This is a genomic window from Actinomadura madurae, assembly GCF_047130825.1.
In the GTDB taxonomy this organism is placed as follows: domain Bacteria; phylum Actinomycetota; class Actinomycetes; order Streptosporangiales; family Streptosporangiaceae; genus Spirillospora; species Spirillospora madurae.
This window is the reverse complement of the sequence record NZ_CP083237.1, coordinates 704,171-723,673: the sequence shown is the minus strand read 5'-3', so window position 1 is coordinate 723,673 and position 19,503 is coordinate 704,171. Positions and strand designations below refer to the sequence as shown.

General features: G+C 74.4%; 19 protein-coding genes. 7 read left to right on the top strand and 12 right to left on the bottom strand.

The genetic code is table 11. The features are described from left to right. Positions 1-50 precede the first annotated feature (50 nt). Genes K8Z49_RS03330 through K8Z49_RS03320 form a run of 3 tightly spaced genes read left to right on the top strand, consistent with a single transcriptional unit; the run spans position 51 to position 3,257 of the window. Positions 51-728 carry a TetR/AcrR family transcriptional regulator gene (locus tag K8Z49_RS03330; protein WP_412517577.1) on the top strand — a complete coding sequence of 226 codons (678 nt, stop codon included), beginning with the start codon at positions 51-53 and terminating at the stop codon, positions 726-728. Then, positions 721-1,623 carry an ABC transporter ATP-binding protein gene (locus tag K8Z49_RS03325; protein WP_021599067.1) on the top strand — a complete coding sequence of 301 codons (903 nt, stop codon included), beginning with the start codon at positions 721-723 and terminating at the stop codon, positions 1,621-1,623. The genes K8Z49_RS03330 and K8Z49_RS03325 overlap by 8 nt, the downstream gene beginning before the upstream one ends. After that, the gene (locus K8Z49_RS03320; protein ID WP_412517576.1) at positions 1,620-3,257 is read left to right on the top strand and encodes an ABC transporter permease; all 1,638 of its coding nucleotides are present in this window, start codon (positions 1,620-1,622) and stop codon (positions 3,255-3,257) included. Before K8Z49_RS03325 ends, K8Z49_RS03320 begins: the two co-directional genes overlap by 4 nt. Positions 3,258-3,263: 6 nt before the next feature. On the opposite strand, the gene K8Z49_RS03315 is transcribed toward K8Z49_RS03320, so the two are convergent. From K8Z49_RS03315 to K8Z49_RS03275, 9 genes are all read right to left on the bottom strand, one after another. After that, the gene (locus tag K8Z49_RS03315) at positions 3,264-3,410 is read right to left on the bottom strand and encodes a hypothetical protein (RefSeq protein WP_021597837.1); all 147 of its coding nucleotides are present in this window, start codon (positions 3,408-3,410) and stop codon (positions 3,264-3,266) included. Continuing rightward, the gene (locus tag K8Z49_RS03310; RefSeq protein ID WP_021597838.1) at positions 3,407-4,426 is read right to left on the bottom strand and encodes an aromatic ring-hydroxylating dioxygenase subunit alpha; all 1,020 of its coding nucleotides are present in this window, start codon (positions 4,424-4,426) and stop codon (positions 3,407-3,409) included. Before K8Z49_RS03310 ends, K8Z49_RS03315 begins: the two co-directional genes overlap by 4 nt. Before the next feature lie 97 nt (positions 4,427-4,523). Then, the gene (locus K8Z49_RS03305; protein WP_412517575.1) at positions 4,524-5,318 is read right to left on the bottom strand and encodes an IclR family transcriptional regulator; all 795 of its coding nucleotides are present in this window, start codon (positions 5,316-5,318) and stop codon (positions 4,524-4,526) included. Beyond that, positions 5,315-6,817, bottom strand: a complete 1,503-nt coding sequence (locus K8Z49_RS03300; protein ID WP_024934917.1) for an acyl-CoA synthetase — start codon at positions 6,815-6,817, stop codon at positions 5,315-5,317. Before K8Z49_RS03300 ends, K8Z49_RS03305 begins: the two co-directional genes overlap by 4 nt. A 5-nt stretch (positions 6,818-6,822) precedes the next feature. Then, complete coding sequence (locus tag K8Z49_RS03295) at positions 6,823-7,869, bottom strand: branched-chain amino acid ABC transporter permease (RefSeq protein WP_083597741.1); 1,047 nt, start codon at positions 7,867-7,869, stop codon at positions 6,823-6,825. Beyond that, positions 7,866-8,729 (bottom strand): branched-chain amino acid ABC transporter permease, encoded by an 864-nt coding sequence (locus tag K8Z49_RS03290; RefSeq protein WP_021597842.1) that lies wholly within the window; start codon positions 8,727-8,729, stop codon positions 7,866-7,868. The genes K8Z49_RS03295 and K8Z49_RS03290 overlap by 4 nt, the downstream gene beginning before the upstream one ends. Next, on the bottom strand, positions 8,726-9,478 hold the full coding sequence (locus K8Z49_RS03285; protein ID WP_412517574.1) for an ABC transporter ATP-binding protein: 753 nt from the start codon (positions 9,476-9,478) through the stop codon (positions 8,726-8,728). The genes K8Z49_RS03290 and K8Z49_RS03285 overlap by 4 nt, the downstream gene beginning before the upstream one ends. Beyond that, positions 9,475-10,239 carry an ABC transporter ATP-binding protein gene (locus tag K8Z49_RS03280; protein ID WP_075021684.1) on the bottom strand — a complete coding sequence of 255 codons (765 nt, stop codon included), beginning with the start codon at positions 10,237-10,239 and terminating at the stop codon, positions 9,475-9,477. The genes K8Z49_RS03285 and K8Z49_RS03280 overlap by 4 nt, the downstream gene beginning before the upstream one ends. Continuing rightward, positions 10,236-11,435 carry an ABC transporter substrate-binding protein gene (locus K8Z49_RS03275; RefSeq protein ID WP_021597845.1) on the bottom strand — a complete coding sequence of 400 codons (1,200 nt, stop codon included), beginning with the start codon at positions 11,433-11,435 and terminating at the stop codon, positions 10,236-10,238. The genes K8Z49_RS03280 and K8Z49_RS03275 overlap by 4 nt, the downstream gene beginning before the upstream one ends. A 137-nt stretch (positions 11,436-11,572) precedes the next feature. Here K8Z49_RS03275 and K8Z49_RS03270 point away from each other — a divergent pair, with 137 nt between their 5' ends. From K8Z49_RS03270 to K8Z49_RS03260, 3 genes are all read left to right on the top strand, one after another. Then, positions 11,573-12,424 carry a PaaX family transcriptional regulator C-terminal domain-containing protein gene (locus tag K8Z49_RS03270; RefSeq protein WP_200871800.1) on the top strand — a complete coding sequence of 284 codons (852 nt, stop codon included), beginning with the start codon at positions 11,573-11,575 and terminating at the stop codon, positions 12,422-12,424. A 95-nt stretch (positions 12,425-12,519) separates the two neighbouring features. Continuing rightward, positions 12,520-12,915 carry an STAS domain-containing protein gene (locus K8Z49_RS03265; RefSeq protein WP_412517573.1) on the top strand — a complete coding sequence of 132 codons (396 nt, stop codon included), beginning with the start codon at positions 12,520-12,522 and terminating at the stop codon, positions 12,913-12,915. A 43-nt stretch (positions 12,916-12,958) separates the two neighbouring features. Beyond that, complete coding sequence (locus K8Z49_RS03260) at positions 12,959-13,591, top strand: TetR/AcrR family transcriptional regulator (RefSeq protein ID WP_075021683.1); 633 nt, start codon at positions 12,959-12,961, stop codon at positions 13,589-13,591. A 30-nt stretch (positions 13,592-13,621) separates the two neighbouring features. Here K8Z49_RS03260 and K8Z49_RS03255 read toward each other — a convergent pair whose 3' ends face one another. The 3 genes from K8Z49_RS03255 to K8Z49_RS03245 form a co-directional block, all read right to left on the bottom strand. Then, positions 13,622-15,418, bottom strand: coding sequence for a sensor histidine kinase (locus tag K8Z49_RS03255; RefSeq protein WP_075021682.1), 1,797 nt, complete (start codon positions 15,416-15,418; stop codon positions 13,622-13,624). 305 nt (positions 15,419-15,723) lie between these two features. Continuing rightward, positions 15,724-16,398, bottom strand: a complete 675-nt coding sequence (locus tag K8Z49_RS03250) for a response regulator transcription factor (protein WP_024934920.1) — start codon at positions 16,396-16,398, stop codon at positions 15,724-15,726. Further along, positions 16,389-18,206 (bottom strand): sensor histidine kinase, encoded by a 1,818-nt coding sequence (locus K8Z49_RS03245; RefSeq protein ID WP_075021681.1) that lies wholly within the window; start codon positions 18,204-18,206, stop codon positions 16,389-16,391. The genes K8Z49_RS03250 and K8Z49_RS03245 overlap by 10 nt, the downstream gene beginning before the upstream one ends. A 438-nt stretch (positions 18,207-18,644) precedes the next feature. Here K8Z49_RS03245 and K8Z49_RS03240 point away from each other — a divergent pair, with 438 nt between their 5' ends. Further along, the gene (locus K8Z49_RS03240) at positions 18,645-19,499 is read left to right on the top strand and encodes a hypothetical protein (protein WP_412517572.1); all 855 of its coding nucleotides are present in this window, start codon (positions 18,645-18,647) and stop codon (positions 19,497-19,499) included. The last annotated feature ends 4 nt before the right edge of the window (positions 19,500-19,503 follow it).

Below are 19,503 nucleotides of genomic sequence, written 5' to 3'. Positions count from 1 at the left end.
GGTATACATGCATATTGGAAGTTGAACATCTGCATTGGAGGGAGGGACCGATGGCGGCGACCGGCCGGCGCGGGAGCCCGGCGCCCGAGGATCTGACGGCCCGCGCCCGGATCAGAGAGGCGGCGCTGGAGCAGTTCGCCCAGCACGGCGTGAAGGGCGCGACGTTCCGCGGGATCGCCGAGGCCGCCGGAGTCTCGGTGGGCCTCGTCCAACACCATTTCGGCTCGAAGGAGGCGCTGCGGGAGGCGTGCGACGCCTACGCGCTCGACGTCGTCCGCGACCTCAGCGCGGCGAGCACCGGCGGCGGCATCCACGACCCCGGCTTCCTGGCCGCTACCGTCCGGGCCGACCTGCCGATCCGCCGCTACCTCGCCCGCGCGCTCGTGGACGGGTCCGCGGCCGCGGCGCACCTGTTCGACGACCTGGTGGACACGACCGAGCGGTACTTCGACGACGTACCGCCCGGCTTCAACCCGCCCAGCACGCGCGACCCGCTCGCCTACTCCGCGGCCCTGGTCGCGATGACCGTCGGCATCGAGGTCCTGCACGAACACCTGTCCCGCGTGCTCGGCGCCGACACCTTCGTCCCCGAGGGCTCGCTGCGGCTGCGCCGGGCCGTCCTGGAGATCTTCAGCGACAAGCTGCTCAGCGACGAGTTCGTGGCCCAGGCGCACGAGGCGATGGACGAATACGAGGCGACACTCTCCAAGGGAGAAGACGATGAATGACGTGGTCCGGGCCGAGGGCCTGGTCAAGACGTTCGGCCGGACGCGCGCGCTCGACGGCCTCGACCTGCGGGTCGCACCCGGCGAGGTGCACGGGTTCCTCGGGCCGAACGGCGCGGGCAAGTCGACCACCATCCGCGTCCTGCTCGGGCTGATGCGCGCCGACGCCGGCACCGCGAGCCTGCTCGGCGGCGACCCCTGGCGCGACGCCACCGCCCTGCACCGGCGCATCGCCTACGTCCCGGGCGACGTCACGCTGTGGCCGAACCTGTCCGGCGGCGAGGTCATCGACCTGCTCGGGCGCCTGCGCGGCGGCCTCGACCGCGAGCGCAGGGCCGAGCTGCTCGACCGCTTCGAGCTCGACCCGAAGAAGAAGGGCCGGGCCTACTCCAAGGGCAACCGGCAGAAGGTCGCCCTCGTCGCGGCGTTCGCGTCCGACGCGGAGCTGCTGATCCTGGACGAGCCCACGTCCGGCCTCGACCCCCTCATGGAGGAGGTCTTCCAGGAGTGCGTCCGGGAGGAGAGGCGCGACGGGCGCACGGTCCTGTTGTCGAGCCACATCCTCAGCGAGGTCGAGGCGCTCTGCGACCGGGTCACCATCATCCGCAAGGGCCGGACGGTCGAGACCGGCACGCTCGCCGACCTGCGGCACCTGACCCGCACGTCCATCCACGCCGAACTGGCGGCGCCGCCCGACGGCGTCCCGCTGCCCGGGGCGCACGACGTGCACATCGACGGCACCAGCATCGCCTTCGAGGTCGACACGACCGAGCTGGACGCCGCGCTCAAGGAGCTCACCCGGATCGGCGTCCGGACGCTGACGAGCCGCCCCCCGACGCTCGAAGAGCTGTTCCTGCGCCACTACGAGGACGACCTCGCCAAGGAGCCGGTCTCATGACCGCCACGACCCTGGACTCCCCCGCTCCCGCCACGGCGGGGGACGGCGGGCTGACCGGCGCCGGCCTGCTGCTCAAGCTCTGGCTGCGCCGCGACCGGATCATGATGCCGGCCTGGATCTACGGGCTCACCGCCCTGGTCTCCAGCACCGTGTACAGCTTCAAGTACGGCTACGACACGCCGGGCCTGACGAGCTTCGCGCGGGGCATCAACGACAACCCCTCGATGCGGGCGCTCTACGGGCCCGTCCTGAACGACCACACGGTGGGCGGCGTCAGCGCCTGGCGCGTGGGCTCGACCGGCAGCGCGATGGTCGCCGTCATGTGCGTCCTGCTCGTCGTCCGGCACACGCGCGCCGAGGAGGAGACCGGGCGCCTCGAACTCGTCGGCGCCGCGTCCGTCGGCCGCCGCGCGCCGCTGGCCGCCGCGCTGCTGACCGCCGTGACGGCCGCCGGGACGCTCGGCGCCATCGCCGCGCTCGTCATGGTCCTCTTCGGGCTGCCGGTGGCCGGGTCGGTCGCGTTCGGCCTGTCCTGGCTCGGCGTCGGGCTGGTCTTCGCCGGGGTCGCGGCGCTCACCGCCCAGCTCACCGAGACCTCGCGCCTCGCGAACGGCCTGGCGCTCGCCGTCCTGGCGGCCACGTTCCTGGTGCGCGCGGTCGCCGACGCGGGGTCGGCGCACTGGCTGTCGTGGCTGTCGCCGATCGGCTGGGCGCAGCACGCGCGCCCGTTCGCGGACGAGCAGTGGGCCGCCCTCCTGCTCCCGCCCGCCGCGTTCGTGCTGCTGGTCGCCGCCGCCTACGCGCTGACCGAGCGCCGCGACCTCGGCGCCGGGGTCATGGCGTCGTCCCTCGGCCCGGCGCGGGCGGCGCCGTCCCTGCGCGGCCCGCTGGCCCTCTCGTGGCGGCTGCAGCGCGGCGCGCTGCTCGGCTGGGCCGCCGGGTTCCTGCTGTACGGGCTGTCGATCGGCGGGGTCGTGGACGGCGTCGACGACCTGGTCAACGGCAGCGAGGCCGTCCTGGACGACATCCGCAGGATGGGCGGCGGCCAGCAGGATCTCTCGGACGCGTTCCTCGCCACCGCCATGGGCCTCATGGCGCTGTTCACCTCCGCCTACGCGGTGCAGAGCGTCCTGCGGATGCGCGCCGAGGAGAGCGGCGGGCGCCTCGAACCCGTCCTCGCCACCCCCGTCGGGCGGACCCGCTGGGCCGTCGCGAACCTGGCGGTCACCGCCGGGGGCACGGTGGTCCTGCTGGCCCTCACCGGCCTCGGCATCGGCCTCGTCCACGGCGCCCGCTCCGGCGACCTCGCCGGTGTGCTCCCCCGCGACCTCGGCGCGGCGCTCGTCCAGCTCCCCTCGGTGTGGGTCGTCGCCGCCGCCACCGTGCTGCTGTTCGGCGCGCTGCCCCGCGCGTCGGCCGCGGGCTGGGGCGTCCTGACCGTGTTCCTGCTCCTGGGCCAGGTGGGGCCGCTCCTGGAACTGCCCCAGCTCGTCATGGACCTCTCGCCGTTCACCCACACGCCGAAGCTCCCCGGCGGCGACGCCGACCCGCTCCCCCTCGTCGCCTTGACGGCCACGGCCGCGGCGCTCACGGCGGCGGGCCTGGCCGCCTTCCGGCGCCGCGACGCCGGCTGAGCCCGCTCAGGCGGCGGGATGGTCGGGATGCGCCAGGAGCCAGGCCCAGATCTCCACCGGGTCCTCGGCGGTGAACTGGGCGCCGCAGTGGCAGATGCCGGTGAGGCGGTCGGAGCCCGGCGTCCACTCGACGCGCAGGCGGCCGGTGCTCACCCGGCCGCCTGGCGCCGCAGGATGCGGCGGGCGGCGAGGCCGCCGGTGTCGATGTTGATGGACAGCTCCTGGTAGCCCTCCGGCTCGGCGGCGATGACCCTCTCCAGAATGTTCAGCGCCTCCACGTCCTGCAGGACGACCGTGCGGTTGCTGTCGGCCAGGAACGTCGAGATCTTCTCGTCGCCCTGGGCGAAGTCGCGGGCGACGAGCCAGAAGTCGTGCGTGCTGGTCTCGGTCTCGGGGGTGATGGCGTAGCCGACCTCGACGTGGAACGCCCGCGAGTCGTCGCCGTCCGGGCCGGGCTCCACCCCGGTCGGCGCGATGCGGCTGTGCAGGAGGTACAGGCACGGCGGGTGGTACTCGATGTCCTGCCAGCGGTCGATGCGCCCCTCGATGCCGGTGGACTCGGCGTAGAAGGGCGGGCACTCCACGTCCTTCATGCGGCGGCTCACGTAGACGATGCCGGCGTCCTCGTCGACCTCGGTGTTGATCGGGGTCTGCGCCACCTCGGGGGTGCCGATGTAGCCGGCGTGCAGGTACGTCTCGTGGGACAGGTCCAGAAGGTTGTCGACGAGCAGCTCGTACCGCGCGGCGAGCGGCTCCATCCCGCGGACGGTCGTGTAGTCCGGCGAGCCGAACCACGGCGCGCGCGGGATCGCGGAGGCGTCGCCCTGCCCGTCGCCGATCCACACCCAGACGAACGAGTCCTGCTCCACGACCTGGTAGGCGGGGACGCGGGCGGTGCGGGGGACGCGGGTCTGCCCGGGCACCGCGACGCACACGCCGTCGGGGGCGTAGGTGAACCCGTGGTAGCCGCAGACGATGCGGTCGCCGTCGCGGTTGCTCTCGGAAAGGGGGTAGCGGCGGTGCACGCAGCGGTCGGCGAGCGCGACGGCCTCGCCGGCCTGCGTCCGGTACATGACGAGGGGTTCGCCGCAGATCGTCCGGGCGAGCAGGCCGTCGCCGACCTCCTCGCCGTAGGCCGCCACGTACCACTGGTCGCGCGCGAAGACCATGGATCTCTCCTCCCAGGTGGACGAGGGGATGGGACGACCCTCTCCGCGTGGCGGCGGCGCGGGCCACACCGGTTCCGTCCAACGGAAGGAACGCCCGTCAGCGGGCGTGCAGGGCGGTCTCCGGGGGACGCAGCGCGCGCGGCGCCCCGAGGGCCCGGGAGATGCCGCGGGCGCTGGCGCGGACGGCCGGGACGAGCGCCCGCGCCTCCCACCCGTCCGCGGGGACGACGATCGCGACGGCGGCCACGACCGTGTCGTCCGGGCCGAACACCGGCGCGCCCACCGAGAGCGCGAACGTCTCGACCTGGCCGTCGCTGATCGCCACGCCGGTGCGGCGGACCTCGGCGAGGACGCGCCGCAGCTCGGCGCCGGAGGCGATCGTCTTGCCGGTGAAGCGGCGCAGCGGCCCGGCGATGGCGCGCTCCTGCACCTCGGGGACGGCGTGCGCGAGCATCGCCAGGCCGACGCCCGTCGCGTGCGCGGGCCAGCGCCCGCCGACCCGGGAGAACACGTGCACGGCGTCGCGGGCGGAGATCCGCTCGATGTAGACGACCTCCAGCCCGTCCAGGACGGCGAGGTGGACGTTCTCGTGCGTCGCCTCGTAGAGGTCCTCCAGGAACGGCATCGCCGCGTCGCGCAGGACGGGCCCGCGGGGGGCGAGCGCGGCGACCTCCCACAGCCGCAGGCCGATCCGGTAGAGGCCGGCGGCGTCGCGTTCGAGCACGCCCCGGCACGTCAGCTCGCCGGCCAGCCGGTGCGCGGTGGACAGCGGCAGGCCGGCGCGGTGCCCGATCTGCGTGATGGTGAGGGCCGGGCGCTCGGCGGAGAACGCCTCCAGGATGTCCAGGACGCGGCTGGTGACCGTCGGGCGCCGCTCGTCGCGCGCCGTCATGGCATGCCGTACTCCTCCCGCAGCCGCGTCTTGAGGATCTTGCCGGCCGCGTTGCGCGGGATCTCCGCGGCGAGCACCGCCGACTTGGGGATCTTGTAGCGGGCGAGCCGGTCCGCCAGGGAGGCGAGCACCTTCTCCGGGCTCACGTCCGCGCCGGGCCGCGGGACGAGGACGGCGCGGCCGACCTCGCCCCACCGGTCGTCCGGGACGCCGATGACCGCGCACTCCAGGATGTCGGGGTCGGCGAGGATCGCTTTCTCGACCTCGGCCGGATACACGTTCTCGCCCCCGGAGATGATGACGTCCTTGATGCGGTCGACGATGAAGGCGTACCCGTCCTCGTCGAGGCGGGCGGCGTCGCCGCTGCGGAACCAGCCGTCGGTGAACACGGCGGCGGTGGCGTCGGGCCTCCCCCAGTAGCCGGTCATGACGTGCGGGCCACGGACGACGATCTCCCCGGTCTCACCGGGCGCCACGTCCGCCATGCCGGGCCCGACGACCCGGACGTCGCTGAAGAAGTGCGGCACTCCGGCCGACCCCGCCTTGGACACCGCGTGCTCGGCGTCCAGGAACAGCGCGCCGGGCGCCGCCTCGGTCATCCCGTATCCCTGCAGGAACGTCAGCCCCCGCTTCTGGTAGGTCTCGATCAGGGACGGCGGCACCGGGGCGCCGCCGCACGTCAGGATACGCAGCGAGGACAGGTCGGCGCCGGCCCAGCCCGGTTCGCGGGCGACCCGCTGGAACATCGTCGGCACCCCGAACATGAACGTGACCCGCCGCTCCTCGATGAGCCGCAGGGTCGCGGCGGGATCGAACGCGGCGACGAGGACGCACGTCCCGCCCTTGAGCAGCACCGGCAGCGTGAGCATGTTCAGCCCGGCGGTGTGGAAGAGCGGCGCCGACACGAGCGCCACCTCCCCCGCCACCAGGTCGTGGTCGATCAGGACGTTGATCGCGTTCCAGGTGATGTTGCCGTGGGTGAGCGTCGCGCCCTTGGGCGACCCGGTCGTCCCGGACGTGTACATGATCATGCAGGGGTCGTCGAGCGCGACCGGGAGGTCGAGCGGGGTGTCGTCCGCGGCGGCGAGCAGCTCCTCGTACCGGCCGTCGAGGGCGATGTGCTCCCGGACGGGCGTGCCGCCCCGGACGCCGTCCACCAGCTCGGCGTGCGAGGGCGCGTGGACGAGCACCGACGCGCCGCAGTCGGCGAGCTGGTAGGCGATCTCCGGACCGGCCAGCCGCGTGTTGAGCGGGACGAACACCCCGCCGAGCATGCCGGTCGCGAAGAGCGTCTCCATGAAGGACGGGTGGTTGGCGCCGAGGTAGGCGACCCGCTCGCCCGGCTCGACACCGAGGTCGCGCAGCGCGTTGGCGAGACGCGCGACGCGGCCGAGCAGCCCGGCGTAGGTGAGCGTCCCGTCCTCGTGGATCAGGGCGGCCGCCCGCGGGGTCTTGCGGGCACGGCGGGCCGGCCAGGACCCGAGTCCTTCGTTGCGCATGCGCGTCATCCCTCCATCGTCTTCGAGGCCGTGCGGCGCTCCCACCAGCCGGTGGCGGACGGCACGAGCCCTCTCGGCAGGAACAGCACGACCACGACGAGCAGCAGCCCGTAGACCGCGTAGGACAGCACGGTAGGCGCGGACGCGGGCATCCCCTCCCGTGTGCCGATGTCGTTCAGCAGCTGCAGCAGCAGGGTGATCGCGGTGGCGCCGGCGAGCGCGCCCCAGATCGTCCCGGCGCCGCCGACGACGACCATCACGACGTACTCGAACGACAGCAGGACGGGGAACGAGCCGGGCGCGACGTACCCGATGTAGAAGGCGTAGACCCCGCCGGCCAGCCCGGCGAACCCGGCCGACAGGGCGAACACCGCCTGCTTGTAGGCCGCGACCGGCACGCCGGACGACGCGGCGGCGACCTCGCTGGTCGCCAGCGCCCGCAGCCCCCGTCCGGGCCGGGACGTCACGATGTGCCGGGTGATCAGCACGGCCAGCCCGAGGGCGCCGAGCGCCAGGTAGGCGTAGGAGATCTCACCCGCGAACTCGTACCCGGCGACCCGGAGGCGCGGGACTCCCTGCAGGCCGATGTCGCCGCCCGTCCACTCCTGCCGCCCGACCAGGCTCAGCAGGATCAGCTGGATGGCGAGGGTCGCGAACGCGAGCTGGTGGCCGCGCAGCCGCAGCAGGGGGACGCCGACGAGCGCGGCGGCCGCCGCGGCGGCGAGCGGGGCCAGCAGCAGGCCGAGCCCCGTCGGCAGGCCGTGCGTCGCGGTCAGCGCCGCCGTGTAGCCGCCGATCATGGTGAAGGACGCCTGGCCGAGGGAGACCTGCCCGGCGTACCCCATCAGCATGGACAGGCCGACCACCACGGTCGCGGCCAGCACGAGCAGCACGTACACCGACACCTGCGTCTCGGGGAGCAGCACCGGGACGAGCAGCGCCGCCACGGCGACGAGGGCCGCGGCGAGGGCATGGGGCGAGGGCCGCCGCCGCGGCGCCGGCCCGGCCGCGGGACCGGAGGCGCGCGAGGACTTGCGGACGGACACGCTCATCGGGCGGCCTCCTCCTGCAGCGCGGTCCTCCGCGAGGCCCGCACCAGCATGATCGCCAGCATCAGCGCCAGCGCGACGACGGTCTGGTAGGACGCCTCGCCGTAGCCCGCGACCATCGCCTCCGCGACGCCGAGCGTGAGCGCGCCGGCGAGGGCGACGCCCGGCCGGTCCAGCCCGGCGAGCACGGCCGCGGCGAACCCGTTGGTGATCAGCAGGACGTCGCTGTTGTAGGAGATGGGCTGCAGCGGGGTGAGCAGGACGCCGCCGAGGCCGCCGAGCATCCCGCCGAGCGCGAACGCGACCAGGCCCATCCGCAGCGGGTCGATGCCCATGGCCCGCGCCGCGTACGGGTTGGACGCGCACGCGCTGAGCGCCTTGCCCGCGTAGGTGCGCCCGAAGAACACCGCGAGCAGCCCGAACACGGCCGCCGTGACCGCGATGACGAGGAACGACTGCTTCTGGACGTGCGCGCCGAACAGGGTCACGGCGCCGCCGAGCCCGGGGAAGGAGCGCGGGGTGTCGCCCCAGATCATGATCTCCACCGCGTACGCCAGGAAGCCGAGGCCGAGCGTGACGATCAGCGCCGCCTGGGGGGACGTGCCGCGCCGCCCGGTGGCGACGAACCCGACCGCGAGCCCGGTGGCGCCGGCGACGGCGACCGCGGCGGCCTCCGCGGCCCCGTGCGGCAGCCCGGCCGACAGCAGCGAGCCCGCCGTCATCCCGCCGACGACGGCGAACATGCCCTGCGCGAAGTTCACGACGCGGGTCACCCGGTGGATCGTGACCAGGCCGCTGGCCAGCAGCGCGAACCCGCAGCCGACGGCGATCCCGGAGATGAGGTACTGCAGGAAGGCGCTCATGCCCGCTCCTCCGTCCCGCCGCCGTCGCGCCCGCCGAGGTAGGCGTCGGCGACCTCCGGCCCGGCGGCCAGCTCGGCGGCGGGCCCCTCGGCGCGGATGCGGCCCGCCTCCAGGACGTACCCGCGCCCGCACAGGTCGAGGGCCAGCCGCGCGTTCTGCTCGATCAGCAGGACGGCGAGGCCGCGCGCCGCGTTCAGCGCGCGCAGGTGCGCGACGAGGTCCGCGGTGACGAGGGGCGCCAGCCCGAGCGACAGCTCGTCCACGACGATCACGTCGGGCTCGGCCATCAATGCCCGGCCGAACGCGACCATCTGCTGCTCTCCGCCGGACAGCGACCCGGCGCGCCGCCTCCGCAGCTCGGCCAGCCGCGGCAGCACGTCGTACACGCGGCCGGTGTCGCGGGCGCCCTTCGCGCGGCGGCGCCGCCACGCGCCGAGGACGAGGTTGTCCTCGACGGTCAGGTCGTCGAACATCTGCCGCCCCTCGGGGACGAGCGCCACCCGCCCGCGCAGGTCGACCCGTCCCGCCGCCGGGCGCAGGACCCCGGCGATCGCGTTGACCAGCGAGGTCTTCCCGGCCCCGTTCGGCCCGATCAGCGCGACCAGCTCCCCCGCCCCGACGGTCAGCCCGACCCGGTCGAGCGCCGTCGCCGTCCCGTACCGGACGACCAGGTCGCTGACCTCGACCACGGCCGCCCCGCGATCAGCCGCGCCCTCACTCCGCTCGCTGCGCTCGCTGCGTTCAGTCATGCGGCATCACCCAGGTAGGCCCCGATGACGGCGGGGTCGTCGCGGATCTCCTCCGGGGTGCCCTCGGCGATCAGGCGGCCGAGGTCCAGGACGCTGACGCGGTCGGCGAGGCGCGCGACGAAGGCCACGTCGTGCTCGACGAGCATGATGGTGAGCCCCTCGGCGCGCAGGCCCTCGACGAGCCGGGCGAGGGCCTCGCGCTCCCCGGCCCGCAGCCCGGACGCCGGCTCGTCCAGCAGCAGGAGCCGCGGGCGCGCGCACAGGGCGCGCGCCACCTGCAGCGACCGCTGCTGGCCGAGGGGCAGCACGTCCGCCGAGCGGTGCGCCCAGTCGCGCAGGCCGACCCGGTCGAGCGCGGCGAGGGCGTCCGCCCTGATCGCGGCCTCCTCGCGGCGGTGCGCGGGGAGGCGCAGCGTGGCCGACAGGAAGCCGTGCCGGGTGCGCGCGTGCGCGCCGACCATGACGTTCTCCAGCGCGGTCATCCCGTGGAAGAGGCGGGCGCTCTGGAACACGATCGCGATGCCGAGCCGCGCCCGCGCGTGCGGCGGCAGGCGGTCGATGGGCCGCCCGCCGTACCGCACGGTGCCGTGGTCGGGGGCGAGGTGCCCGCTGATGAGGTTGAAGAGCGTGGACTTGCCCGCGCCGTTGGGGCCGATCACGCCGCGGGTCTCGCCCTCCGCGACCGTCATGGCCACGTCGCGGACGGCGTACACGCCGCCGAAGGCGCGCGCGACGGAGCCGATCTCCAGGAGCGGCGTCATCCGGCGGCCTTCGCGGTCTCGGCGAGCTGCTTCACCGACCATTCCGTGGGGACCAGCTTGCCGTCCTTGACCCGGTTCATGGAGATGTCGGTGGGACGCAGGCCGGAGTGGTCGGTCTTGGAGTAGGTGTACTTGCCGCAGGGGGTGACGAGGCTGAGGCCCTCCAGCGCGTCCCGGATCTTCTCCCGGTCGGTGCCGCCGGCCTTCTCGATCGCGGCGGCCAGGAGCTTGACGCCCGTGTAGCCGTCCATCGCGAACTGCGGCGGCTCGTAGCCGTACTTCTGCTTGAACGGGACGGACATCTCCTCGACGGCCTGCTTGAGCTTGCCGGCCGGCAGGTGGTCGCCGACGACGCCGATGGCCGACTGGACGTACACGCCCTCGGCCGCCTTCCCGACGGGGTCGAGCCAGAGCTTGCTGGCCTGCGAGCCGGTCATGTAGAGCGGGAGCTTCAAGCCGGACGACGGGTACTGCTTGGCGAGCGTCACGCCGGGCGAGCCGCTGGCCCACGCGACGAGCGCCTGCGCACCGGAATCGCGGACGTGCGTGAACAGCGGGCTGAAGTCGGACGCCGTCGTCTCGTACGTCTCCTCCTTGACGATCTGGACCCCGAACTGCCCCGCGTGCTCCTTCATGCCCGCGAAGCCGGCCTTGGCGTAGGCGCTCTTGGTGTCGTAGGCGACCGCGACCCTGGTGATGTCGTGCGCCTGGAAGTACCCGAGCATCGCCCGCGCGTACATGGACGAGATCGCCGGGACCACGAACGTGTACTTGCGGATCGGGTCGACCTGCTCGTCCGCCGGTGAGAGCGAGATGTAGGGGATCCGCTCCCGCTCGGCGAGCGGCTCGACCGCGAGGCCGACGTTGGAGAAGGTCGAGCCGAGGATGGCGGTGACCTTCTCCGCCTTGAGCTTGTTGAAGTGCAGCACGCCCTGGTCTGGAGCGGTCTTGTCGTCGAGGGTGATCAGCTTGATCTTGCGGCCGTCGATGCCGCCGGCGGCGTTGATCTGTTCCACGGCGAGATCCACGGTCTTCTTCGCCTCGCCGCCGAGCGGAGCGTAGTTGCCGGTCAGCGACTCGATGAAGCCGACCTTGATCGTGGAACCGCCGCCCGATCCGCCGGAGTCGCCGCACGCGGCGGTGAACCCGGCGGCGAGAACGACGGTGGCCAGAAGCGGGACGAGTTTGCGACGCACTGGGACCTCCCGGGGTGGGCGTGCCCCGAAGTTAGGCGTACTCTTCACGACAGTCAATGTTTTGCCCAACATCGACGCGACGGCGGCGGGGCGCCCCCGCGCCGTCGTTACGCTGGCCGGATGACGGGAGCCGCAGTGTGAGTGCACAGAGCGAGGCCGGGCCGGTGCCGTCCGGGCGGCCGTCCCCGCGGCTCCGCCCGCAGTCGCTGATGCTGACCTATCTCGGCAACTACGTCCTCGGGCGCGGCATCGCGGTGTTCTCCGGCAGCTTCATCGACACCTTCGCCCGGCTCGGCGTCGGCGAGCACGCCGTCCGGTCGACGCTGACGCGCATGGTCGGCCGCGGCCTGCTGGAGCGGCACCGCGAGGGCAGGCGCATGCACTTCGGGCTCACGCCGCGGTCCGAGGCCATCCTGCACGACGGCGAGGAGCGCGTCTGGCGGCGCGGCGTGCTCAACACCGACTGGGACGGCAACTGGACCGTCCTCGCGTTCTCCATGCCCGAGTCGTGGCAGCGCGTCCGGCACGACCTGCGGGCCCGGCTCACCTGGGCCGGGTTCGGCTCGCTCGGCAACGGCACGTGGATCGCGCCGTCCCGGGTCGACGTCCGGCCGATCGTCGCGGGCCTCGGCCTGAACGGGCACCTGAAGGTGTTCGCCGGACCGGCCGAGGAGCCGACGGACGTCCCGCACATGCTGCGCGAGGCGTTCGACCTGGACGGCCTCGCCGCCGGCTACCGGGCCTTCCTGGACCGCTGGGACCGTCCCGACCCGCTCCCCCACGCCCCCGACGACCTCGCCCGCTACCTGTGGATGACCACCGAGTGGCTGCAGCTCGTCCGCGACGACCCGCGGCTGCCCGTCGAGCACCTGCCGGAGGGCTGGCCCGCCGTCCGGGGCCAGCAGGTGCTGCTGGACCTGCGCGACCGCTACGAGGCCCGCGCGCGGTCGCTCGCGGACGCGGCCATCGAGTACATCCGGGTGTGCTGACCGCCGCTCCCGCTCCGGCCCGCCGCATGACCTCGCCTCTCGCGGGTACGTCGCGTGCCTGCGACAACATGCCGACGAGGACGCGAGGTGATCGCATGCCGCCAGGGCCCGGCGGACCATCGGGCGCCGCACCCATCGATCCGCTGCGCCTCCGCAGCGGCGCCCGCGGGCCCTGCCTGCTCATCGAGGCGGAGGGCGAGCTCACCATCCTGACCTCCGACCAGCTGCGCGAGCACGCGCTCGCCGCGATGCGGACCCACGACGGCCCGCCGCTGGTCGTCCTGGACGTCGGCGAGGTCAGCTTCTGCGACTCCTCCGGCCTGAACGCGATGATCATCCTCTGGAAGGCCGCGCACCAGGCCGGGGGCGAGCTCGTGCTGGCGCGGCCGAGGCGCCGGTTCCAGACGATCATCGAGCGCAGCGGCCTGGACCGGCACCTCGTCGCCTACCCGACCACCGACGAGGCCGTGGAGGCGCTCGGCTCGCGCTGACTCCGCGCCCGCGCGGCGCCCGGCGGCTAGAGTCGGCCGGGAGATGACGAGCGACGGCGACGAACTCCTGCGCAACCTCCTCACCGGCGTCCCGGAGAGCGAGCCGCAGACCGACCGCATCCTGGACGCGGCGCTCCGGTCCTTCGAGACCTACGGGCCGCGCCGCACCACCATGGACGACATCGCGCGCGAGTCCGGCCTCGGCCGCGCCACGATCTACCGGCGCTTCCCCACCAAGGGCGACCTCGTCACCGGCGTCCTGCTCCGGGAGGCGCGGCGGTTCTTCGCCGAGCTGGACGAGGCCGTCGCGGCGCTGCCGACCCTGGAGGAGCGCCTGGTCGAGGGGTTCGCGGTCGCGCTGCGGATCAGCCGCGAGCAGCGGCTGGTGACCCGGCTGATGGTCGTCGAGCCCGAGCTGATCCTCCCGCACTCCACGGTCAAGGCCGGGCCGCTGCTGGCCGCCGCCCGCGGCTACCTCGCCGGCCGGCTGCGCACCGCGCAGCGCCGCGGCGCCGCCCCGCCGGACGTCGACCCGGAGGTGGTCGCCGAGATCCTCGTGCGGCTCACCCACTCCCTCGTCCTCACCCCGGAGGGGCACATCCCCCTCGACGACGACGGTGCCCGCGACTTCGCCCGCCGCTACCTGCTCCCGATCGTCCGCAACACCCCGGCCTGACGCCGCCGGCCGGCGTCCGCGTCGCGACCGCTAGAGCGGGGCCTCCGGGCGGGGGGCCTGGCCGTCCTCGCCGTGGGCGGGGAGGGTGATGCGGACCGTGGTGCCCTTGCCGGGCGGGCTCTCCACCTCGACGCGGCCGCGGAGCGCGCGGACGCGGTCGGTGAGGCCGGCCAGGCCGCCGCGCGGCGACGTACCGGCGCCGCCGACGCCGTCGTCGCGGACCTCGGCGACGATCACGTCCGCACCGGGCCGGACCGCGAGCGTGATCGAGTCCGCCCGCGCGTGCTTGACGGCGTTGGTGAGCGCCTCGCAGAGCGCGAAGTAGAGCGTCGACTCGATCTCGGGCGCGAACCGGCCGGCGGGCAGGTCGAGGCGGACCGGCACCGCGGCGCGCGCGGCGACCAGCTCGATCGCCTGCGCGAGGCCCTGGTCCTTCAGGATCGCCGGGTGCACGCCGCGGGCCAGGCCGTCCAGCTCGGCGACCGCCTCGGCCAGCTCGCGGCGGCACGTGCGGGCCTGCTCCCGGGCCCGCGGGTCCGCCGCGGCGTCCTCCAGGCGCGCCAGCAGCTCCTCCAGGCCCCGGAGCCGCTGCTGGGCGCTGTGCTGCAGCTCGGCGGCCAGCCGCTCGCGCTCGGCCGCCTGCACCCGGACCAGCCGCTCCTGCGCGTCGCGGGCCCGTTCGAGGTTGGCCTGCGCCGCGGCCTGCAGCCGGACGGTCTCCAGCGCGCGGCCGCCCGCGATCAGCGCGGCCTCGACGAGCGGCTCGTGGTCGCGCAGCGCGATGGCGACGTCGACGGTGGCGAGCGGCTCGCCGCCGGACGTCCGCACCTCGTGCCGCCAGCGCCCCGGGGCGGCGCCCGGCGCGCCCCGGATGCGGCGGCCCGCCACGTCGACGTAGCCGCCGTCCGCCCACAGCCACAGGTCGAGGGTGTCGTCGCGCAGGACGGCCCGCAGCGCGTCGCGGACCCTCGCCATGGAGACCGGGTCGGCGAGCAGCCGGTGCATCCGCTCGGCGACGGTCAGCTCGGCGAGCCGGGCGCGCAGCGCGGTGCCGAGGAACGCCACCGGCATCACGGTCGCGCAGATGCCCTGGACGAGATAGACGTCGAGCACGTCGTCCAGGCCCACGCCGCTGCCGGCGAGCGTGCCCTGGACGGCCAGCGCGCCGGTGACCCCCAGCGTGAGGGCGATCGCGACCGGAACGGTGAGCGCGCGGTCCAGCCGCCCGGTGCGCGGCATCCGGGCCACCAGGATGACCACCAGGACGCCGGCCAGCGCCGCCATCGCGGCCGTCAGCGCCCGCTGGACGCCGTGGAACACCGCCTGGTCGGGGCGGACCACCGGCCAGGCGACCGAGGCGGCGAAGCCGTTCCAGCCCGGCCGGGAGACCGCGCACAGCAGCGCCTGGCCACCGACCATGATCACGACGGCGGCGGCCGTCCAGAGCCGGACGGCGGCGCCCTCCAGCCGGCCGCCCGGGTACAGCAGCACGCCGACGCCGATCGCGAGGAAGAACACCGACTGGGCGAACACCGACACCAGCGGCAGCACGCCGGCGTTCCAGGCCGCCGACCAGGTGACCGCCCAGGCCGCCGCCGCGAACACGAACACCGCGCCCGTCCGCCGGCCGAGCCGCCCGGCGGCCAGCAATCCGCCCGCGATCGCGAAGCCGCCGCAGCACACCAGCGTCACCGCGGCGGCCGGCGGCTGCACCCGCCAGTGCGGCCAGCCGCACACGAGGGCCGCCGCGGCGACCGCCGTGCCGGCGGCCAGGGCGCGCCGGACCCCTGGGCTGAGCCAGAGCGGCCACCGGGAGACGAGCCTCACGCGGTCCCTTCCGTGTCGTCGTCCCGGGAAACCACCGTCCGGGAGTGGTGTTTTCCCGGATGCGCGCGGGGGCACGGCGCCGGGAACATGGGAGCGTGCCGGACACGGTCCTCGAAACGGGCCCGGCGCCGGGCCCGTGGCGCGTCCCGGTGGCGTGCGGGGGCCACCACCGGGCCGCCTGACGCGACCGGACTCGCGCGGTCAGTTTTCCGTACGGCGAGCACGGAGCGCGAGGGGCCGTTACCCGATTGATGCGCGGCCGGGCGCGGCCGGCCGCGGGACGGCGCGCGGCCGTCCGGATCCGGTCAGCGGGACTCGGCGGCGCGCAGCCACGTCAGGACCGCGAGCACCCGCTTGTTGTGGTCCTGCGGCCCCGGCGGCCCGCCGGACGAGGCGATCTTGAGCTTGGTGAAGATGGCCCGCACGTGGTCCTCGACCGTGCGGGCCGACAGGTGCAGCCGCTTGCCGATGCCGGCGTTCGAATGGCCCTCCGCCATCAGCGCCAGCACCTCCCGCTCGCGCTCCGACAGCCGGGACAGCTCGTGCTCGCGGTGCCGCGCCTCGACGAGCCTGGCCACCACGTCGGGGTCGATGACGACCTCGCCCCGGATGACCCGCTCCAGCGCCGAACGCAGGTTCTCCACGTCGGTGACGTGGTCCTTCAGCAGGTAGCCGACGCCGCGCGGCTCGTCGCGGAACAGCTCCAACGCCGGCGGCGTCTCGTTGTAGGCGGACAGGACGAGGACCCCGAGGCCGGGATGGCGCTCCAGCAGCCGGCGGGCCGCGACGACGCCCTCGTTGGTGAACGTCGGCGGCATGTGCAGGTCGACGATCGCCACGTCGGGCGGGTCGCCGGCGACGCGGGCCAGCAGCTCCTCGCCGGAGCCGGCCGACACCACGACCTCGATGCCTACCGTGGTGAGCAGGGTGACCAGCGCCTGCCGGAAGATCCCGCTGTCCTCCGCCACGGCTACTCGCATGGAAGGTCCATCCTTACCGTCATGCCCTCGCCGGGACCGCCCCCGACCTCCACAGTGCCGCGCAGCGCCCGGAGGCGGCCGGACAGCCCGGCCAGCTCCGCGCCGGGATCGGCGGACGCGCCGGAGCCGTCGAGTCCCACCTCGGCGACCAGCCGGCCGTCCTCCTCGCCGACCCGCACGAACACCTGGGTCGCACGCGTGCGGTCGACAGCGTACGACAACGCCTCGCAAAGCGCCGAGTAAAGCGTGGACTCGATCTCCCTGGAGAAGCGGCGGGAGGTGACGTCGAGCTTGACACGCGTGCCGAGACGCTCGGCGACCACCTCCAGCGCGGGCCCGAGGCCGTCCTGGACGAGAAGCGCCGGCTGCACCTCGCGGGCGAGCGTCCGCAGCTCGGCGAGGGCCTCCATCAGCTCCGCGCGGCAGGTCCGGGCGTGCTCCTTGACCGCGGGGTCGTCGGCGACGGCCTCCAGGGCCCCGAGCATCGCGCCGAGCGCCAGCAGCCGCTGCTGGGCGCCGTCGTGCAGGTCGCGGGCGAGGCGTTCGCGCTCGACGGTCTCGGCGCGGACGAGGCGCCGGTAGGCGGACCGGACCTGTTCGAGCCCCGCGTGGACGCTGGCCTGCAGCCGGGCGGTCTCCAGCGCCCGGCCGCCGGCGACGAGCGCGGCCTGCACGAGCGAGCCGTGGTCGCGCAGCGCGCCGCCGAGCTCCACGACGGCGAGCGGGTCCCCGGCGGCGCTGCGCACCCGGCGCCGCCAGCGGCCCCCGTCACGGCCGGCGCGGTCCCCGTCCGGTCCCGGCGGGTCCTCGTCCTCGGGGTCGACGTCCACCGGACGCCCGGCGGTGTCGACGTAGGTCCCCTCCATCGGCGCCCAGAACCACAGCTCCAGCGTCGGGTCGTGCAGCACGTCCCGCAGCGCGTCGCGGACCCGCTCGACCGACACGGGCGCGGTCAGCCGGAGCATCCGCCCGGCGACGGTCAGCTCGGCGAGGCGGATGCGCAGCCCGGACGCCAGCAGGGTCAGCGGGACCAGGACGACGACCGCGCCCTGCACCACGTAGACGTGCAGCAGGTCGTCCAGCGGGATGGACGCCTCCATGATCGGCTTCTGGGTGAGCGCGGCCGAGATGCCGACGGACGCGATGGCGACGGTCACCGGGAGGGCGAGCAGGCGCCGCATCCTGCTCATCCGGGGCAGCCGCAGCAGCAGCACGATGGCGAACGAGAAGGCGAGAAAGACGTAGAGGGCGGCGGAGACCTGGAGGACGGCCTGGAACACCTCGAAATCGGGGAAGGGCGCGGGCCACCACACCGACTCGCCCCGGAACGCGGCCCATTCGGGCTTCGACGTCGTCCACAGCGCGGTCGGGCAGAGCCAGAGGATCGCGCACGCCAGGACCGCCCAGATCCGGTCGACCAGGTACTCCAGCCGCCCGCTCGGATACAGCAGGACGCCGATCATGAGCGCGAGGTAGAAGTTCGCCTGGGCGTACGGGGACATGATCGGCCCGACGGTCGCGTCCCAGCTCGCCGCCCAGTTGGCCGCCCAGCAGACGGACGCGGCCGTGAACAGCAGGCCGGTGCGGCGGGTGCGCCCCCCGGTCGCGAGCAGCACCCCCACCACGGCGATCGCGGCACAGCTCACCAGCGTGATCGCGGCGGCGGCCGGATGGTCCCGCCAGTACGGCCAGCCCGCGCCGAGCGCCAGCCCCGCCACCGCGAGCCCGGAGCCGAGGGCGCGCCTCGTCTCCGCCCCGAACCACGGCGGCGACCTGCGCCTCCGCGGTGCGGAAATCACCACGACCATCCTCTCCATGCTGGGACCTCGGGCCGCGTCCTGCCACCGGAAACCCCCGGGACGGCGGTCCGTGCTTTCCCGGATGCGGGGCCGCCCCGCCGCTTCCCGGTCCGCGGGCGCACCGGAAGTCTTCCCGGTCCCGCGGCCGGCGGCGGCGCCGTTACCCGATCGATGCGAGGCCGTTCCCGGCCATTCCGTCCCGATCATGCGGGACTCCGGCCCCGCATGATCAGGACCATTCGGGACGCGTCCCCCTTGACGCGGCGCCGGCACCCGGCCACCGCGCCTCCCGGCGGGCCTTTCATCACCTGTTGAAAGGAAAGGACATTCACCGGGAAAACCCGGCAGGCCGCCCGGGAGAGCCTGGGTTGCCGGTCCGGCCGCTCAATGCCAGGATCGTTTTCCGCCGGCGCCATGGGGGGATCGGAAGAAAGGGGCACGGGGGAAATGAGCAACGAGACGGCGCTGCGGGCCGGGAGGCCGGCCCGCGGCGGACCGGACACCGCGGCGGGCGACGCGGTGGCCGACACGGCGGGCGGGACGCGGGCGGGGGCCCTGCGTCCGGTGCTCGTCGACGCGTCCGCCCCGGCGCTCCCGGTCGTGGACCGGGCCCGGGTCCGCCCGCGCTACCGCGCGATCCTGGCCGTGGACATCGAGGGCTCGACCACCCGCACCGACCCGGTGAAGGCCGAGCTGCGCCGCACGCTGTACCGGCTGCTGGAAGAGGCCTTCCTGCGCGCCGGAATCGAGGCGCGCTACCGGGAGGAGTATGTCGACCGGGGCGACGGGGCGCTCGTTCTCGTGCACCCTTTCGACGAGGTCCCGAAAACGCTGCTGCTGCACCCGGTCGTGCCGATCCTGTCCGCTCTGCTGGCCGAATACAATTCCAGGATGGCGGCGGAGGAGGACCGCGACCGGCGAATTCGCGTGCGCGTCGTCGTGCACGCCGGAGAGGTGCACAACGACGGCCGCGGCAATTTCGGCGAGGCGCTCGACGTCGCCTTCCGGCTGCTGGACTCGCCCGAGGCGAAGAGCGCGCTGCGGAGGGCGGGGACGCCGCTGGTCCTCGTCGTGTCCGAGGACATCTACCACTCCATCGTCCGGCACGGCTACGCGGGGATCCGGGCCGACGCCTACGTCCCGCTCGTCCGGCTGGAGGTCACCGGCCGCAGCCACCAGGGCTGGGTGCACGACGCCACCGGCGCGGCGGCGCCCGCCGCGCGGCGCCCGGCACTGGTGCGGCTCGGGGTGCGCGGCAGGTACGGCGCGCGCGGGCGCGCCCGGCGGCTCCTGCCGTCCTGACCGC

What these genes read in the sequence shown, in the direction of transcription:
- K8Z49_RS03260 (WP_075021683.1), top strand. Translation starts at nt 12,959, where the DNA reads ATGACGAGCGACGGCGACGAACTCCTGCGCAACCTCCTCACCGGCGTC.
- K8Z49_RS03285 (WP_412517574.1), bottom strand. Translation starts at nt 9,478, where the DNA reads ATGACTGAACGCAGCGAGCGCAGCGAGCGGAGTGAGGGCGCGGCTGAT.
- K8Z49_RS03325 (WP_021599067.1), top strand. Translation starts at nt 721, where the DNA reads ATGAATGACGTGGTCCGGGCCGAGGGCCTGGTCAAGACGTTCGGCCGG.
- K8Z49_RS03295 (WP_083597741.1), bottom strand. Translation starts at nt 7,869, where the DNA reads ATGAGCGTGTCCGTCCGCAAGTCCTCGCGCGCCTCCGGTCCCGCGGCC.
- K8Z49_RS03265 (WP_412517573.1), top strand. Translation starts at nt 12,520, where the DNA reads ATGCCGCCAGGGCCCGGCGGACCATCGGGCGCCGCACCCATCGATCCG.
- K8Z49_RS03250 (WP_024934920.1), bottom strand. Translation starts at nt 16,398, where the DNA reads ATGCGAGTAGCCGTGGCGGAGGACAGCGGGATCTTCCGGCAGGCGCTG.
- K8Z49_RS03245 (WP_075021681.1), bottom strand. Translation starts at nt 18,206, where the DNA reads ATGGTCGTGGTGATTTCCGCACCGCGGAGGCGCAGGTCGCCGCCGTGG.
- K8Z49_RS03240 (WP_412517572.1), top strand. Translation starts at nt 18,645, where the DNA reads ATGAGCAACGAGACGGCGCTGCGGGCCGGGAGGCCGGCCCGCGGCGGA.
- K8Z49_RS03330 (WP_412517577.1), top strand. Translation starts at nt 51, where the DNA reads ATGGCGGCGACCGGCCGGCGCGGGAGCCCGGCGCCCGAGGATCTGACG.
- K8Z49_RS03310 (WP_021597838.1), bottom strand. Translation starts at nt 4,426, where the DNA reads ATGGTCTTCGCGCGCGACCAGTGGTACGTGGCGGCCTACGGCGAGGAG.
- K8Z49_RS03300 (WP_024934917.1), bottom strand. Translation starts at nt 6,817, where the DNA reads ATGCGCAACGAAGGACTCGGGTCCTGGCCGGCCCGCCGTGCCCGCAAG.
- K8Z49_RS03305 (WP_412517575.1), bottom strand. Translation starts at nt 5,318, where the DNA reads ATGACGGCGCGCGACGAGCGGCGCCCGACGGTCACCAGCCGCGTCCTG.
- K8Z49_RS03290 (WP_021597842.1), bottom strand. Translation starts at nt 8,729, where the DNA reads ATGAGCGCCTTCCTGCAGTACCTCATCTCCGGGATCGCCGTCGGCTGC.
- K8Z49_RS03280 (WP_075021684.1), bottom strand. Translation starts at nt 10,239, where the DNA reads ATGACGCCGCTCCTGGAGATCGGCTCCGTCGCGCGCGCCTTCGGCGGC.
- K8Z49_RS03320 (WP_412517576.1), top strand. Translation starts at nt 1,620, where the DNA reads ATGACCGCCACGACCCTGGACTCCCCCGCTCCCGCCACGGCGGGGGAC.